This window comes from Methanosarcina subterranea (assembly GCF_055385895.1).
In genome coordinates, this window is the sequence record NZ_AP042426.1 from 4,317,181 (window position 1) to 4,332,604 (window position 15,424).

Here is a 15,424-nt window from a genome sequence, read left to right on the forward strand (position 1 = left end):
CAATTCTACAGTTGCTCTGGTTTTCATACTCATTGACAAGAACAAATATAAAGGGGTCATATATTAATGGAATTCGGTTACAGTCTTTTTATCCAGTTTATTTTTATTGCACGTGAACTCTTTTTGTTTGTCTCTTTCTGTATAAACCTCCTCCTTTTAACTTATAACTAATCTTTCAACTACAACCTTGTCTGTGAACTACCTCTACCTGTCGGGCTGATACCTTGTGAGGAAAGGGACTTCCGCTGTGACTTCGCCCTTCCAGAGTTAAAACCTCGATCTTTCTTTTTAGGAATGATGCCCAAGAGCGATGTTTTTGCTTTGGCCCTTCACTGGCAGTTTTCCATCATCTTTGAAGTCTCTCACTTAGATCCGGATTGAAGGTAAAATTGTTTTAAGAAAACTCATATAAACAAAAGTAAAATATGAGAATAATCTATCATAGAAATTCCCTAATTAAAACCCTGAAATAATCTTTAACCTTGAACCCTAACTAAACCCTAACTAAACCCTAACTAAACCCTAACTAAACCTTAACTAAACCCAAAAATAACATTAAATTTAAAGATCCAAAAACCCTAAAACCATGGACAATCGAACGACCCGTTATTTGAAATCCTGTTTTCAGAACTATTATAAAACCGCTGAGATAGGCCTACCGGACCACCTCCCTAGCCGGGAGTGGGCTTTTATCTTCTATGATGATATGCCGGAAAAAATGATGCACAGGCACAGATCTTTCGGCTCGCCGGGAGAAGCTCTTGATTACCTTTATGGCATGGCTCCAGCCCATGTTTACAATTCCACGGCTTATTACGAATACCCTGATGCGCGGAAAATGAATGAGAAAAACTGGCTTGGGGCAGAGCTTATTTTTGACCTTGATGCAGATCACCTTCCAAATGCCCCGAAGAATTATGCTGATATGCTTGAGCTTGTGAAGAAAGAGTCTCTTAAGCTCATGGATTTTCTTACAGACGATTTTGGATTTTCAGAGCAAGAGCTGGAACTGGTGTTTTCAGGAGGGAGAGGATATCATTTCCATGTCATAAGCCCGAAAGTCATGAAGCTCGGGAGTTCCGAGAGAAGGGAGATCGTGAACTACGTGAGTGGTAGGGATGTTGATTTCAAGTACTTTTTCAAAGAAGTTTCAATGGATGGAGATTTCGGGACAGGCTCAAAGGCATTTAAAGGGATTAAGAATGTGCCTGTGAAGTGCACGCTTGCGGGGTATGATTCGGGGTGGGGAAAGAGAGTTGCGCTTTATCTTACGGACTATATGAAGACAGAGTGTGGAAAGAAATACAAAAAGGATATGTTTCCCGAGCTTCGCAGGCATGAGAAGGTAGGGGATACCACAATAAAAAAGCTGATTAATATTACGAATAGTGAAAACGGCTTAAAAGATATTCTGGAGAGAGGAAGACTGGACTTCGACGTAAGGAATTTTAAGGAGATTGCTGCATACTTTATGCAGGAATCAGTTGAGGATTTCCTGCACAGGTTCGGAGCCAGTGTTGACGAACCTGTAACTGCCGACATCAAAAGGCTTATTCGTGTGCCTGGGTCCCTGCACGGAGGGTCCGGGATGCTGGTTAAAAGACTTGCTTTATCCGAGCTTGAAGGGTTTGATCCGCTTAACGACGCAGTTGTTTTTAACGAGAAACCGACAAAAATAACCGTTTCAAAACCATTCTCAGTACAACTAAAGGGCAAGGATTTAAGAATAGAGGAAGGCAAACAGGAAGTTCCGGAGTATGCAGCCGTATATCTGATTTGTAGAGGTGTTGCGGAGTATGGACATAGAAGAAATCAGCCAAACGCTGTATAAAGAAAAAAACCAGACATTGAAAACAATTCCGGCTGATTTTTACCTGGAAGCTGAAAAATACATTCGGGAGCTTGAGAAAGAGATTGGGAAGACTAATAATCCTCGTTCTCCGGAATCAAAGATGCTCAACGACGAGCATGAAAGGGCACTTTCTGACCTTGAGACTATCTTTATGAAAAGGATAGGAAAGGTAATTACCAGGGCAACGATTCAATCTCACGCTGATAAACCTATTTCAAAGGATATCGAAAAATTGCTTCCTGTGGAAAAATTGCTATATGACCTCGTGCTTCAGGGCATAGAAGCTGCAAAAGTAGAGCTTTTAGGTCCCATTTTATACCCTGATTCCGGGAAGGTCCCAATCTGGCCCGGAATAGGGGAGTCAAGGCATGCATCTACCGCGATTCTTGTAGAAGCAAAAACAGGCAGGGAAATAACTGTGACCGCAGACGGAAAGGAAACAGGAACGGTATCGGGCAAAAATAATATAAACGAAGAATATGTTATTGTCCGAATACTGAAGGACCTGCCTACCTTCACAGGTGCAGACGGCCGAAACTATACGGTCAATGCCGAAGAAGTTGTTGTTTTGCCGCAACTGAATGCAACAGGGTTGATAAAGAGAAAAGCAGCAAAACTAATTACTGCCGGAGAAAAAGGCTCCGGAGAAAAGGATTCCGCCAAGAACTGACTCCCTGAAACATTCAGCTAATTTTAGCCAGAAAAACAGTTATGTACAGGCGTGTCAGAGACCCTGTAAGCAGCAGGTTCATTACTTATGAAGGAGAAGCACTTCAGGCAATAGTATTAGTATTTATATGTGTAGCTATATCTGTGTAGCTTAACCTTGTTAGCATGCTCTAACCTCGTTGTCGATACAGGATTGCCAATCGTGATATCGAGACAAAAAGAGGTTTGAAAAATTTCAAGTTCATCTAATCAAAGGCTTCCCAAATAAGAGCTTCCCAGGAATAAAACGTCGTACGTAAACGCCATACGTACATTCAAACTATATAACAACGCCTTTCCGCAAAAGCCGGAGAAGGCGAACTACAATACCAATAATCATCAAAAAAGGTGTAAAGAATGAAAATTCCAAAGCGGTTCAGAACTTACTGCCCGTTCTGCAAGACCCACAGCGAACACGTAGCAGAAAGGGTCAAAAAGGGCCAGGCTTCTTCCATGACCCATATTGCAAGGCAGAAGAAAAGACAGCAAGGTATAGGAAACAGCGGAAAATTCTCCAAGGTGCCTGGTGGCGACAAGCCAACAAAGCGCATCTGGCTCAGATACCGCTGTACCGTATGTAAGAAAGCCCACCAGAGACCCTGTTTCAGGGCAAAGAAGTTCGAGTTCAAGGAGTAAGATAAAATGGTAGACTATACCCAGAGGCCAAAAAGCAGGTTCCTGCGCGTAAAGTGCAACGACTGCGAAAACGAACAGATTATATTCGGAAGCGCAAGCCGTAAAATTACCTGCGTTGTCTGTGGAAGGACCCTTGCCGAACCAACCGGTGGAAAATCAACAATTACAACTCACATTCTGGAAGTGCTTGAATAACCGGATCGGTAAAGGCACTTTACAGAATAAGAGTGAAAATTAATAAAAGACAAAATTTGAGAAGTGGTGCGAATGGGAAACGATAACTGGCCCGAAGTCGGAGAATTTGTTGTCTGTACTGTAAAGAATGTAACGGATTTCGGAGCCTACGTCGAGCTTGAGGAATTCGGAGGAAGGGAAGGTTTCATCCATATCTCCGAAATTAAAGCAGGCTGGGTCAAGTACGTAAGGGACTACGTAAGGGAAGGGCAAAAGATTGTCTGCAAGGTTCTGAACGTGGACCCTTCCCGCGGCCACATAGACCTTTCATTGAAAGATGTGAACGAGCACCAGCGGCGGGCCAAGATCCAGGAATGGAAGAATGAGCAGAAAGCCGCCAAGTGGCTCCAGTTCGTGGCCGAAGAGACCAAGACCGATGAAGGCGGCCTGCAGGATCTGCACGAGAAACTTGTAGAGGAGTTTGGAAGTGCCTATTCTGCCTTCGAAGAGGCAGCTATCGAAGGGGAAAAAGCCTTTAAAGGACTCAAAGTCAACAAGAAATACTTGAAGAGCATAGCCAAGATCGCAGGAGAAAATATCAAACTGCCTTTCGTGGATATCGCAGGGTATGTTGATTTGACCTGTAATCTTCCAAACGGCATAGAGGTCATAAAACAGTCTCTTAACGCTGCAAATTCCATCAGTGATGTTGATGGAAAAGATGTCAGGCTCGAAGTAAGTTACACAGGGGCTCCGAGATATAGAATCAAGGTAATAGCTCCTGACTATAAGAAAGCCGAATCAGTCCTTAAGAAATCCGCCCAGACGGCAGTAGATACTATTTCCAAACTTGGCGGACATGGGATCTTCAAACGGCATATCGAATCGACAAAGGCGTGATGCCCTTTGGGACAAAAAATCCGCAAATGCAAAAATTGCGGCAGGTACACTTTAAGGGAAATATGCCCGGTTTGCGGGGGAGAAACCTTGCCCGCGATCCCGGCTCGCTTTTCTCCTCAGGACCCTTACGGTAAGTACCGCAGACTTGCAAAGAAAGGATAAGGGATTTTTTATGCAGCAAAGTACACTTGTCCGCCTGAAAGAAAATCTTGAGCTCAAAAACCCTATACTGATAGTAGGACTTCCGGGAGTAGGGCTTGTAGGCAAACTGGTGGCAGAACATCTTGTAGACGAACTTGAGGCTGAAAAGATTATGGAAGTTTATTCTCCGCATTTTCCACCTCAGGTACTTGTTAATAAAGATTGCACGGTCCGTCCGGTAAGCAACACCATATACCACGGGAAAGCAAAGGAAAACGATCTCCTTTTTCTTGTAGGAGACCACCAGAGCACCACCTCACAGGGGCATTACGAACTCTGCTCTCTTTACCTGGATATTGCAGTGGAACTTAAAGTGCCCAGGATATACACCCTCGGGGGCTACCCGACAGGCAAACTTACCTATGAAGAGACAGTCCTTGGAGTTGCCAACAGCACGGAACTGATCGAAGAGATCAAGAAATATGGGGTAGAGTTCAGGGAATCAGAGCCAAGCGGAGGAATCGTAGGAGCATCCGGCCTGCTTGTGGCTTTCAGCGGGATGAGGGGCATAGATGCCGCCTGCCTTATGGGAATGACACCCGGATACTTGATGGATCCTAAAAGCGCTCAGTCTCTTTTGAAGGTACTGTGCAATATGTTCGGGATCGAGGTAAACACGGACTCTCTTAAGAAAAAAGCCGAGGAAATGGAGAATATCCTCGAAAAGTTGAAAGAAAAAGAAGAGCAGCAGAGCTACCCCGAAGTTAAACCGACGGAAGAAGACCTGCGTTATATAGGGTAAATACACTGATCGGGAAGTTCCGGGTAGAGAATACGCGGATCGGGAATCCGGATAGAGAAATTCACAGCTAAAGAACCTGAAAATAAAAATTCTGGCGATAGGTTCGGAAATGAAAGTCAATGCAGACCTCCATCTCCACTCGAAGTACTCGATGGCGTGTTCCGGGAAGATGGAACTACCCACAATTGCGAGTGAAGCCTCAAAAAAAGGGATGGAGCTTATCGGCACAGGGGACTGTACTCATCCTAAGTGGCTGGAAGATATTAGAAAAGCAGCCACTTCAGATGAAGAAATTCGGATAGGAAATATAGTTTTTATCCCCACTACCGAAATAGAGGATATCGACCGGGTGCATCACCTTCTTATTTTACCTTCGATTTCAAAAGCCGAAGAGCTGGCAGAAAGAATTGCCCCTTTCGGAAACCTTGAAGCAGACGGGCGCCCCACAGTTAAGCTGGATGGCTGTGAAATTGCAGAGATTGCAAAAGACCTTGGAGCTCTTATCGGGCCCTGCCACGCTTTTACTCCCTGGACCGCTCTCTACGCCTATCACGACAGCCTGGAGAGTTGCTACGGGAGTATGACGGATTATGTTTCTTTTATTGAGCTTGGCCTGAGTGCAGATAGCAATTATGCTGACAGGATTGAAGAACTGCACCGTCTGACCTTCCTTACAAACTCTGACGCCCATTCCCCTTCTACCAACAAACTGGCAAGAGAATTTACCCAGTTTAATATTCCTGACATTACCTTTGAGGGTCTTAAAAAAGCCATTCTCAGGGAACAGGGGTACGGGTCTACTCTGAATGTCGGTTTTTTTCCTGAAGAAGGAAAATACAACCGGTCTGCATGCATTAAATGCTTTACTCAATATCCTCTGCCGGAAGCCGAGGCCAGAAGATGGCGCTGTCCGAAATGCGGAGGCATTATTAAAAAAGGAGTAACTGACCGGATCAACGAACTTGCGGATTTTGAAGAGCCCAGGCACCCTGACCACCGCCCTCCTTACCTTCACCTTATCCCTCTTGCAGAAATAATACAGATGGCGCTTGGCCACGCAAGTGTCCAGACAAAAGGCGTAAAGACAGCATGGGAAACTCTTATAGAACACTTCGGAAACGAGGTTGAAGCCCTTATCTATGCAGAACCTGAAGCCCTGAAAATAGTGGATGACAGAGTCGTAAACGCAATTCTCGTCTTCAGGAAAGGCGATGTTATAATCCACCCTGGCGGAGGCGGACAGTACGGCTGGCTCGAATTGCCCGAACATCTGAAAGCAGAAAAGTCCGAATCCGCAGGAAGAGCTGGCGAGGAAAGAAAAGAGGGCCCAAAAATAGCAAAAACAGAGAAGGGAAAGACCAGAACTCAGGCTTCTTTTTCTGACCTGAAAAGGAAAAAGTCAATCGAAACAGCGGAAACAGTAGAGACTGATGAAGGAAAGACAGCAGTCGCAGGGAAAAAAAAACCAGAGGAAGAGAGTCCGGAAAAGCCTGCAGGTCAGAAGTCACTTTTTGATTTTTAAAATCCCGGAGCCTACTGAGAATAAAATATATAAGATAGAAAGTGTATTCACTTAACTCTGCACCAAAAACGCCGGGCACTGCCCGGAAACTTCCTCATCGCTTAAAGTCCATAAAATGTTTGAATTAATTAATAGTAACATCAATTAAAGTAATAACATCAAAACTAACTTAAAGTAATGTTCTTAAAAGCAAAATGCCCAGGTAGTCTAGCGGTAGGGCGACGGTCTCGAAAACCGTTTCTTCTTTGGGAGAGCGCAGGTTCGAATCCTGCCCTGGGCGTAAATTTCTAGTTAAAGGTTTATTAGGCCCTATTTTTTAGAAAAAAGAGTCAAAACTTAAATTATCTTTTCTATTGGCAAGGCATAAGTTGCTTAGAAACGTTCTCACCGGCTCATTTTCTGTGAGGGGATCAGTCACCCCGGCATTTCAACCGCGTACCTGCAAGCCTGCTCCTCTCCTTCAAAGTACAGATTCTCCAAAAAGTGCAGCCTCGTTCAGAGCATGCAGCCTTATAATTTTAAGGTCAGACATTTGGGTGGTAAAAATAATATATATGATCCGGTAAAATAGGGTGAAAAAAAGATTTCAAATTAAGGGGAGATATATATGAATTCCAAGGACAACCTTAAAGCTGCATTTACTGGCGAATCGATGGCAAACAGGACATACCTGGCCTTTGCGAAAAAAGCAGATGAAGAAGGGTATCATCAGATAGCCAAACTTTTCAGAGCCGCTGCTGCTGCGGAAACGGTCCATGCTTTCAACCACCTTCAGCGTATGGGCGGGATCGGAACTACAATGGACAACCTGAAAGATGCCATTGAAGGCGAAACATACGAGTTTATGACAATGTACCCCGAGTTTATAGAGGAAGCAAAGAAAGAAGGGGACAACAGGGCTCTCTGGAGCTTTGAGGTGGCAAATAAAGTAGAAAGAATTCATGCCGGACTTTATGAAAAAGCATTGAATGAAATTGGAAATAATAAAGAGGTTGATTACCATGTATGCAGTGTCTGCGGACATACTATAGAAGGCGAACCTGAGGGGAAATGTCCAATTTGTGGGGCACCTGCATCCAAATTCAACAAAATTGACTGAAGACCGCGATAAAACTACGATAAAAACAACAGCTTTTCTGACAGTCAGCGGAATACTGTGAGAGCTAAAAGATATGAAAAAAGCTCTCCAGTTACTTTTTTGCCACCATACACCCACTTTTTCGGCTTAAAAAAAGATTAAAGCCATTCCTGACCTTCTTTCGTTTTCACAGGGGTATCAAACAAATAGGAATTTGATCCTTATGTTTCTTTGATTCTTTGACTTTTATGTAATCGTACTTCCCGAAACCTTTGGAAATCATATAAATAACTTTATTTGTGAAATGCCAGATAATAGAAGAAAATTGGAAAGGGAGCCCTGAACTATTTGAAATTAGATAAAAAAATTATGAAATACTTTGACCGCCGGAGAACAGGCAAATGGACAGGCGAAGTAAGCACATATGACTTTGCAGTCCGCCTGCTTGGCTATATCTCCTTTGCAATACTTGTGATCGCAATCCTTGCAGGAGTAATCTATTTCCTGCTCATGTACTGAGGAAGAAATAGTAACCTTTTAGAAATCTTTTTTCGAAAACATTATTTCCTGCCGTTAACTATTTAAAAGAGAAAAGATATGTCAGTATCCTTGTTAATCCTCATTAAGGGGCTGTGGCCTAGCCCGGCATGGCGATGGGCTCCAGCGGATAAATGATGAACAACGGGTCTACCGAGTCTTTCCCGACGGGGCAGGACAATGAGGAACCGTTGGAGCACTGATAGATGCTCACCAGAACTAAAACTGTGAAAGCAGTTGTTCGGAGATACCCGTCGATCGTGAGTTCGAATCTCACCAGCCCCACATTTATTTCTTTTCTTTAATTTTGATTTCAGGAAGATTTTCTCAGTTTTTATGAGTACATTTAACTCTAAGGCGGGAAGTCCCCTTCCTCGACAGGTCGGATTTATCCGAGATGGCAGGTGGGGGATGAAAGCCGTCAACTTTCACATCTTCTATTGATATTGATTCCGTAAATTTTCTTATACTTTCAACTCCTATTGCATGTTATCCGTAGCTCTTCCTCGCCCTCGTGGTAACAAAGTAGGGAATAGCCGGAACTGTCAGGTACAAACTTTCTGAACTTAGACTATAAGGTTCTTCGAAGAAGTTTCGAAGGTAAAAGTTTGAACGGTGAACAGTAAAGCTTGACTGAGTATCTCGCAATTAAAGGTTGTGAAACCTATTGCAAAATGCTCTGTGGACGAGTTTTCGGTAGCTTGCTACTGGAAATCTAAGATAAACAGGCTTATTGAGGAATTAAGGATCTTTGAGATCCGAAGCCATATGAGATAATGTACTCGTAGGAAGCTTATCCTTCGAAACTGAGCCGGAAGGCGAAGAATTCAGGGAGGAGTAGTTCACTAGTATTCCCTAATTCCATCTTAAAGTCTCGATATTTACCTTTTTTAATGATATTCTCTTTTTATCTCCAGAGTTTATACTGTTACGGGCCTAACCCGTCACATATTTAGAGAAACCAGTAGTCTCGGAAGTAAACACTTTCATCCAGCTCCCCCAATGGTTAATACCTTCGAAGTATAATCTTCTTCTAAGATTCAATCTTCCATATTCGCTATATCTATTTAAACGACCGAGGTTCTCCTTTGAGACGAGAAAAAGAAAAAATTGCAATCCTTATCAGAGCTACCCCGGAGAAAAGCAAACGGGATGGGGACGGGCATGCTGTGGGAGTAACCGGCATCAACAAAGATGGAGAACTCCTCAGACTTTACCCTCTCAGGTTCAGGTACGGCGAAGGGCTGGTGGATTTCAGGAGGAATGACCTGCTTGAGGTTACGGTTACGAAGCCTGAGAATGACCCGAGGCTGGAAAGCAGGAAAGTCCTTGATTACGTTAACCTGAAACAGCCCGCAAAAGAGAGGGGAATAAAAGAGCTTATCCTGCCACTGGTAACCTCTTTAGAAAGGCTGAATATTGAAGGGGTAAGTCTGGGAGTGATAAAGCCGGAGCTTCTGAATATTGAGGTTAGAGTAAACAGCATCGAAACCTATGACCGGCAGCAGTACTTTAACATAATGGGAGATTTTCTGGAAAAAGGGGAAAAATCCAGAATGCCTGTAGAGGTTAAGTACACTTTCAGGTGCGAGGGGGAAGAAGCTTGCAGGGGGCATAAAATTGTCCTGCTCGACTGGGAACTCAATGAAACCGTACGGAATATTGTAAGACAAGAAAGGAAACCCGGAGCTGTGGAAAAGAAAATAAAAGAACAGCTCTTTGAACGTTTGAAAGAAAGAGAACTTTACTTTATAATGGGAACCCATTTCATATCTGGAACCTGGATGATTACAGGGATTTTCTGTCCTGAAAAAGAGGGAGGACAGAGCAGAATCTTTGATTTTAAGCAGGAGAAAACAGTTAATGAAATGGAAACAGAGCAACCTGCATTAAACAGATAAAAAAGAAAATTAAAAGGAAGTTTAAAAACTGAAAGGAAACTGAAAGGAAACTGAGAGAAATTAAAAGGTTCTGCTCAATTCTGCAAACGGGAGTGAGGAGTTATAAATACCAGTTGCTAGAAACAAAGACCCAACATTTAAAACGAAGGGATTCCCTATAAAAAGTAAACCTGATATTAAACCAGGACTTAAACAGAAAGACTTCAGAAAAGCCCCTATCTGCATAGTTTTTTCCTTACTGATACTTACCTTAGCTATCAGCCCCGTATTTGCGAATACATCAACTGCAGGTCCCGGACAGGACAATTCCGCAGGTATAGAGACTGAAAACCCAGCTGCAGAGGAGAAAAGGAGTTTCGGGAAAATCAAAATCATAACAATTCCAAACGGCTCTGAGATCTACATAAATGAAAAGGCTGTGGGAAAAACACCTGCCCTTATAGAAGGAGTACCGCCTGGTTTTTACGAGGTGGTGCTGAGGCAGGAGGGATATGATGATGTTTTTGCGCGGGTGTTTGTTAAAGCCGGGGAGACAACTTCAATCTCAAAAAAACTCCGTATAAACGAGAGAGTATACAGCATTTCTTCGAGCCCCTCCGGAGCAAGTGTCTACCTCGACGGGAAGTATAAAGGAGTGACTCCTGTCGTATTTCACGCAGCCGAAGGGCAGCATAAACTAACTATAAAGAAGACCGGATACAGCGTGGTTTCAAAAGAGGTCGATGCCTCCGGGGAGACAGCAATTGTGCTGGGGGAAAAACTTCATCTCAGTCTCTTTACCTACTTTGTTGCAAGCCTGGTTCTGCTGGCTTCAGGCATTGTTATAAAAAGAAACCCCGAAAAGCTAAAGTTTAAATCCCCGAGAAAAACTCCGGAAGGCGGCAGGAGACTGGAAAAATTTCAGAGGGGATCAGGGGAAAAAGATGAAAATTTGATGGTGAGGAGAGAAACCTCTTTTGCTGGCGAAAAAAAGAGTAAAACAGAAATCAGAAAAAAGAGAGCCGAAGATAAATTAGAAGAAACAATCAGTGAAACAGACATAAAAGTAGATAAAAAACCAGTTCGGGAAAATGATAAATTACATGGGAAATCGTCAGTACCTGATAACCTGGTAGAACTGAAAAGCTTTTCGGAATCAAGTTTAGAGTACACACTAAAAAAGAAAAAGAAAGACTAATTAAAAATAATTAGTGGGGAAGTTGATTAGAAACTTGCCAAAAAATTAGTTAGAAAAAATAATTGGAAAGATTGATAATCATAGGCTGCCTGATTTGTGGTTCAGGAAGCCCTCACCCATCAAGTTCTTTTACCAGAAAAGCTTCCAGGCGGTCCATGCCTTCTTCAATATTTTCCAGGCTGTTGGCATAGGAAAAACGCAGATAGCCTTCTGCTCCGTTTCCGAAGTCTATGCCAGGAGTTACCGCCACACCTGCCTCGTTGAGAATCCGGCGGCTCAGTTCAAGAGAATCGTTGCTGAACTTGCGGGCATCAGCAAGGACATAAAAAGCTCCCATTGGCTCTCTGCGAACGTCGAGCCCCATGCCAAGAAGCCTTTTAAGCATGTACTGGCGACGTATGTTGTAGGTCTGAACCATCTCGACAACGTGTTCCTGGGAACCTTTCAGGGCTGCAATACCTGCCTCCTGCACAAAAGAGTTAGCACAGATAAAGAAGTTCTGGTGAATCTTCTGGATCGCGCGTACACATTCAGGGGGACAGATAATATAGCCGAGCCTCCAGCCGGTCATTGCATATAGTTTGGAAAAGCCATTCAGAACAAAGGCATTTTTAGTATATTCCAGAATACTGTGTTCCTCTCCGCTATAGATTAAACCCTGGTAGATTTCGTCCGAAACAACAGGAATGCCTCTTTCATCCGCTATTGCGGCAAGACCCTGCAGACTTTCAGGAGACATAACATGTCCTCCGGGATTTGAAGGACTGTTAATAAGGATGGCTTTCGTATTCGGGCTCAGACACTGCCTTACTGTTTCCGGTTCAAGAGCAAAGCCGTTTGTCTCACTCGTATAGACAAAAACAGGGGTCCCGCCCAGATACTTTACGAAATTCGGATAGCAGGCATAGTGAGGGTTAGACATAATTACTTCGTCCCTCTTTTCAAGCAGAGCCATAAAAACCATCAGGAGACCAGGGCTTGTTCCGGAAGTGACAACAATCTGATTCGGATTCAGGTCAACTCCAAACTTCCGGTAATAAGACTCAACTATTGCTTCTCTTAGGGCAGGGAGTCCCTGGCTGTGAGTGTACTTTGTAAGCCCCTGGCCAATCGCAGCACAGGCAGCCTCACATATATGGGGGGCGGTAGGAAAATCAGGCTCTCCGACCTCGAGGTGGATTATATGCCTGCCCTGAGCTTCCAGGGCCTTGGCACTTTCCAGTACTTCCATCACATAGAAAGGAGGGATATCTTCTGATTTTTTTGATAGGATGCATTCGGAATTCATTGAAAACATAAAAGACCTTCTGAAAAGCGATTACTATAAAAACCACGGGTAGAAGCAAGTAATATCACTAAGTATGTACCTAAAACTGCGTATGCTTTCAATATTTAAATATTCTGTGGGAAAAATAAAGAGTCAGAACTGAGGAAATATAAAGAAAAAAATTCCGGAATGAGTTTACAAGAAAAAAGCTAACTCCCTCAACTGGATAGATCTATAGAAACTTAATCCTTCATAGCAACTTAATCTTCAGGCATTATTTTTTCAACTACCTCCACATCAGGCCCATCCCAGCCCTGATCTTCAAGTTTTTGTGCAAAATCACGCTGAAAGGCCTGGAATTTTTCAACGCTTTCAGGGACAATATTGAGGAAATCGTAGTCTCCATAAGCTCCTGTAAAGAAGGAGGCAACTGTTTCTTCAAATTTTTCCTCTATCCTCTGCGGGTACCAGAACCCGTATTGAGAAAGCAAAACAAAGTTAGGGTCAGGTACAGGAGCTTCTTCCGGATAGATATAGAAACCTATAAAGACTTCTTCTCCGGACTTTGCAAGGACCAGTTTCTTTTCGAACTCCGGTTTCTGAAGTTTGAGAAACCATTCTCCCTTTAAAAGTTCTTCAGGCGCGTTAATAACACCATGAGCTTTCAGAATTCTTTCAGCTATTTGCTGGATCTCCAGGATCATGCTCTTACGCTGTTCCTCAGGCATATTCAGGCAGGATGTACAGAATTCTTCTGAGAGAATTCCTGTGTATTGAGTACCAGTTTCTTTTTCCTGTCTCTTACCCTCGTCAGCCTCTTTTTCGTAAGCTTTTTCAGAATTTTTCGCATTCTTCTGTGTTTCAGCCCTGACAGGCAGTATCTCGGCATCAGGATATTCTACCATGATTAGCACCCCCGTTAATGTATATAGGACGGAGATGCCCATAAGCATTGGTATTCAGTTTCGGAGCATAATCCAGAGCAACTCCTGAACCAAACATGACTCAGGAACTGTACCACTTTAACCTTTAACTGAGCCCGCCTCCCTGCTTTCCCCATGACAGGGGACGTTATCTATGTTTTCAGAAGCAAGCCACCTGACTCCAAGATATACAAACGGAGTATCAAGAAGAGCGAAAGTTACCTTAAGAGCCCAGAGCGGTAAAACCATATAAAATACTGAAATTGCATTCATCTCAGGAGTGGAGTGATAGAAAGCAATAAAAATAAAAACGAGAGAGTCGAGCAGCTGAGAGACAATTGTAGAAAGGTTATTTCTGAGCCACAAATACCTGCCATTTGTTTTTTGCCTCCAGAAATTAAAAGCCCAGAGGTCGTGATACTGGCTTATAATAAAAGCGATCATACTTGCCAGGATAAGTCGCATGGAGTTTGAAAAAACACTATTATAAGCCTCACTGTGCAAGTATAGGGATGAAGGGGGCAGCCCTGTACTTACAAACACGAAAATTACCGCAATACAGAGTGAAAGGAAACCTGCATGTACGAAAACCTTTGTCACTTCTCTCCCCCTCACCTCTTCTACTATATCAGTAATAAGAAAGGTAGGCGGATATCCGAAAAGACCGACCGAGGTCACAATGCCGAAAATATCAATTAGCTTGCTCCCTAGAAGATTCCCAAGGAGCAGGGAGCTAACGAAAATTGTTAGCAAAAGCTGTATTTTATAATCTATGGGTTTCATGGATTCTCAGGGTTTTAAATTGAGTTTAAGGGCTGAATATAACATTATAAGTGGAATAACTTGATTTCCACAATGCCGACTACTTTAATTTCTACAATACCGTCGCCAAGTTCCGAAAAGATGGAAGTAAAGTATGGGCTGCGGGATGCAGGGGGCTGCGAGGCGCAGAAAATTATTTGAAACGTTCTGCTCTTCTGAAGAGGTTTTGAGGTGACCTGTCCACCTCATCACATATGACTTTATGGGGAATGGAAGAGGGCAGGATGGAGTATGCCTGGCTGTCCGTACCTCGAAGCCCCCATGTCTCGTCTGTGAGCAGGAAGTAGGAGTTTTCAAGCCTGACACCCTTTGATTTAAGGGAAGAAATGATCTCGGGGTTTGAGAGGTCTTTTCTAATTTCTTCCGCAGCTTTTACCTGAGTGCCAGGACCTCCCTTTTTTACTGGATAAGTACGGTCATCAGAAAGGGTTTTTTTCATTGTGCGGACTATCAGCCTGTAGCAGGTTTTTTTATTTGAAGACATTTCCGGAACTTTTTCCAGATAAAAAACGCTACTTTCATTATGGGCAATATCAGAGAGAATGTCTTCCCTTCTCGAGAAAGATTCTACATCACACGTAGATGTACTCGAGAAAAAAACCGGAAACTTTTTAGACAGGCTGTCTGCTGCTGCCTGGTTCATCTTCTCGCGGGGGATATACTCGAAGTTAACTCTGGACCCTGATAACTCCTCTTCGATTTCCTTAACCCTTCCCTGAAAGGCTTTTACGGCTTCAGTAGAATCATTATAAATAAATATTTCCTTATCGCCTTTGGAAAAAATCCTGACAAGTGAGATAGCAAAATTAAGGGCTGCAAGTTCGCAATCAAGATTATTTTGAGGATCGCCCGGGACTTTAGTTGTTGACTGGTGGACCTGCCTGCCGCTCCGGAGCACCACGCAGCCGATATAGGAATTTTCACCTTCATTATAAGACGAGTCACAGTAGACTTCAAGCATTTTTATTTTCACCTTTCTGATAG

16 protein-coding genes and 2 tRNA genes are annotated in these 15,424 nt (G+C 43.3%); 14 read left to right on the forward strand and 4 right to left on the reverse strand.

The features are described 5' to 3' along the window. Positions 1-586 precede the first annotated feature (586 nt). The 14 genes from priS (at position 587) to ACZ5A8_RS18895 (ending at position 11,428) form a co-directional block, all read left to right on the forward strand. Positions 587-1,831, forward strand: coding sequence for a DNA primase catalytic subunit PriS (gene priS, locus ACZ5A8_RS18830; protein ID WP_464530891.1), 1,245 nt, complete (start codon positions 587-589; stop codon positions 1,829-1,831). Next, the gene (locus tag ACZ5A8_RS18835; RefSeq protein WP_464530893.1) at positions 1,797-2,522 is read left to right on the forward strand and encodes a hypothetical protein; all 726 of its coding nucleotides are present in this window, start codon (positions 1,797-1,799) and stop codon (positions 2,520-2,522) included. The genes priS and ACZ5A8_RS18835 overlap by 35 nt, the downstream gene beginning before the upstream one ends. A 395-nt stretch (positions 2,523-2,917) precedes the next feature. Next, complete coding sequence (locus tag ACZ5A8_RS18840) at positions 2,918-3,196, forward strand: 50S ribosomal protein L44e (protein WP_229390108.1); 279 nt, start codon at positions 2,918-2,920, stop codon at positions 3,194-3,196. Positions 3,197-3,202: 6 nt separating this feature from the next. Beyond that, positions 3,203-3,391, forward strand: coding sequence for a 30S ribosomal protein S27e (locus ACZ5A8_RS18845; protein ID WP_011020692.1), 189 nt, complete (start codon positions 3,203-3,205; stop codon positions 3,389-3,391). Between the two features lie 72 nt (positions 3,392-3,463). Continuing rightward, positions 3,464-4,270 (forward strand): translation initiation factor IF-2 subunit alpha, encoded by an 807-nt coding sequence (locus ACZ5A8_RS18850; protein ID WP_229390109.1) that lies wholly within the window; start codon positions 3,464-3,466, stop codon positions 4,268-4,270. 6 nt (positions 4,271-4,276) lie between these two features. Beyond that, entirely contained in the window at positions 4,277-4,432 is a 156-nt protein-coding gene (locus tag ACZ5A8_RS18855; protein ID WP_229390110.1) for an RNA-protein complex protein Nop10, read from the forward strand. Between the two features lie 10 nt (positions 4,433-4,442). After that, positions 4,443-5,213: a proteasome assembly chaperone family protein gene (locus tag ACZ5A8_RS18860; RefSeq protein ID WP_229390111.1), complete on the forward strand. Its 771-nt coding sequence runs from the start codon at positions 4,443-4,445 to the stop codon at positions 5,211-5,213. Positions 5,214-5,322: 109 nt separating this feature from the next. Further along, positions 5,323-6,735, forward strand: a complete 1,413-nt coding sequence (locus ACZ5A8_RS18865; protein ID WP_464530895.1) for an endonuclease Q family protein — start codon at positions 5,323-5,325, stop codon at positions 6,733-6,735. Between the two features lie 196 nt (positions 6,736-6,931). After that, positions 6,932-7,015: transfer RNA gene (locus ACZ5A8_RS18870), tRNA-Ser, on the forward strand. A 327-nt stretch (positions 7,016-7,342) separates the two neighbouring features. Then, a complete protein-coding gene (locus tag ACZ5A8_RS18875) occupies positions 7,343-7,834 on the forward strand; it encodes a rubrerythrin family protein (RefSeq protein WP_229390113.1) in 492 nt (163 codons plus the stop codon). Positions 7,835-8,182: 348 nt separating this feature from the next. Then, positions 8,183-8,332, forward strand: a complete 150-nt coding sequence (locus tag ACZ5A8_RS18880; protein WP_229390114.1) for a hypothetical protein — start codon at positions 8,183-8,185, stop codon at positions 8,330-8,332. Between the two features lie 107 nt (positions 8,333-8,439). Beyond that, a tRNA-Trp gene (locus tag ACZ5A8_RS18885) sits at positions 8,440-8,635 on the forward strand. Positions 8,636-9,438: 803 nt separating this feature from the next. Next, positions 9,439-10,251, forward strand: a complete 813-nt coding sequence (locus ACZ5A8_RS18890; RefSeq protein ID WP_464530896.1) for a hypothetical protein — start codon at positions 9,439-9,441, stop codon at positions 10,249-10,251. A gap of 370 nt (positions 10,252-10,621) precedes the next feature. Continuing rightward, complete coding sequence (locus ACZ5A8_RS18895) at positions 10,622-11,428, forward strand: PEGA domain-containing protein (RefSeq protein ID WP_464534206.1); 807 nt, start codon at positions 10,622-10,624, stop codon at positions 11,426-11,428. Positions 11,429-11,540: 112 nt separating this feature from the next. Here the strand turns inward: ACZ5A8_RS18895 and ACZ5A8_RS18900 are convergent, their stop codons facing one another. From ACZ5A8_RS18900 to ACZ5A8_RS18915, 4 genes are all read right to left on the reverse strand, one after another. Further along, complete coding sequence (locus ACZ5A8_RS18900) at positions 11,541-12,725, reverse strand: pyridoxal phosphate-dependent aminotransferase (protein ID WP_464530898.1); 1,185 nt, start codon at positions 12,723-12,725, stop codon at positions 11,541-11,543. A gap of 230 nt (positions 12,726-12,955) precedes the next feature. Then, positions 12,956-13,600, reverse strand: a complete 645-nt coding sequence (locus ACZ5A8_RS18905; protein ID WP_464530899.1) for a hypothetical protein — start codon at positions 13,598-13,600, stop codon at positions 12,956-12,958. A gap of 117 nt (positions 13,601-13,717) precedes the next feature. After that, complete coding sequence (locus ACZ5A8_RS18910; RefSeq protein ID WP_464530900.1) at positions 13,718-14,401, reverse strand: queuosine precursor transporter; 684 nt, start codon at positions 14,399-14,401, stop codon at positions 13,718-13,720. A gap of 172 nt (positions 14,402-14,573) precedes the next feature. Continuing rightward, positions 14,574-15,401: a ribonuclease H family protein gene (locus ACZ5A8_RS18915; RefSeq protein ID WP_464530901.1), complete on the reverse strand. Its 828-nt coding sequence runs from the start codon at positions 15,399-15,401 to the stop codon at positions 14,574-14,576. Between the last annotated feature and the right edge of the window lie 23 nt (positions 15,402-15,424).

Bases quoted from the DNA above. Each gene is read 5' to 3' on its own strand.
- priS (WP_464530891.1), top strand. From the start codon at position 587: ATGGACAATCGAACGACCCGTTATTTGAAATCCTGTTTTCAGAACTAT.
- ACZ5A8_RS18835 (WP_464530893.1), top strand. From the start codon at position 1,797: ATGGACATAGAAGAAATCAGCCAAACGCTGTATAAAGAAAAAAACCAG.
- ACZ5A8_RS18840 (WP_229390108.1), top strand. From the start codon at position 2,918: ATGAAAATTCCAAAGCGGTTCAGAACTTACTGCCCGTTCTGCAAGACC.
- ACZ5A8_RS18845 (WP_011020692.1), top strand. From the start codon at position 3,203: ATGGTAGACTATACCCAGAGGCCAAAAAGCAGGTTCCTGCGCGTAAAG.
- ACZ5A8_RS18850 (WP_229390109.1), top strand. From the start codon at position 3,464: ATGGGAAACGATAACTGGCCCGAAGTCGGAGAATTTGTTGTCTGTACT.
- ACZ5A8_RS18860 (WP_229390111.1), top strand. From the start codon at position 4,443: ATGCAGCAAAGTACACTTGTCCGCCTGAAAGAAAATCTTGAGCTCAAA.
- ACZ5A8_RS18865 (WP_464530895.1), top strand. From the start codon at position 5,323: ATGAAAGTCAATGCAGACCTCCATCTCCACTCGAAGTACTCGATGGCG.
- ACZ5A8_RS18875 (WP_229390113.1), top strand. From the start codon at position 7,343: ATGAATTCCAAGGACAACCTTAAAGCTGCATTTACTGGCGAATCGATG.
- ACZ5A8_RS18880 (WP_229390114.1), top strand. From the start codon at position 8,183: ATGAAATACTTTGACCGCCGGAGAACAGGCAAATGGACAGGCGAAGTA.
- ACZ5A8_RS18900 (WP_464530898.1), bottom strand. From the start codon at position 12,725: ATGTTTTCAATGAATTCCGAATGCATCCTATCAAAAAAATCAGAAGAT.
- ACZ5A8_RS18905 (WP_464530899.1), bottom strand. From the start codon at position 13,600: ATGGTAGAATATCCTGATGCCGAGATACTGCCTGTCAGGGCTGAAACA.
- ACZ5A8_RS18910 (WP_464530900.1), bottom strand. From the start codon at position 14,401: ATGAAACCCATAGATTATAAAATACAGCTTTTGCTAACAATTTTCGTT.
- ACZ5A8_RS18915 (WP_464530901.1), bottom strand. From the start codon at position 15,401: ATGCTTGAAGTCTACTGTGACTCGTCTTATAATGAAGGTGAAAATTCC.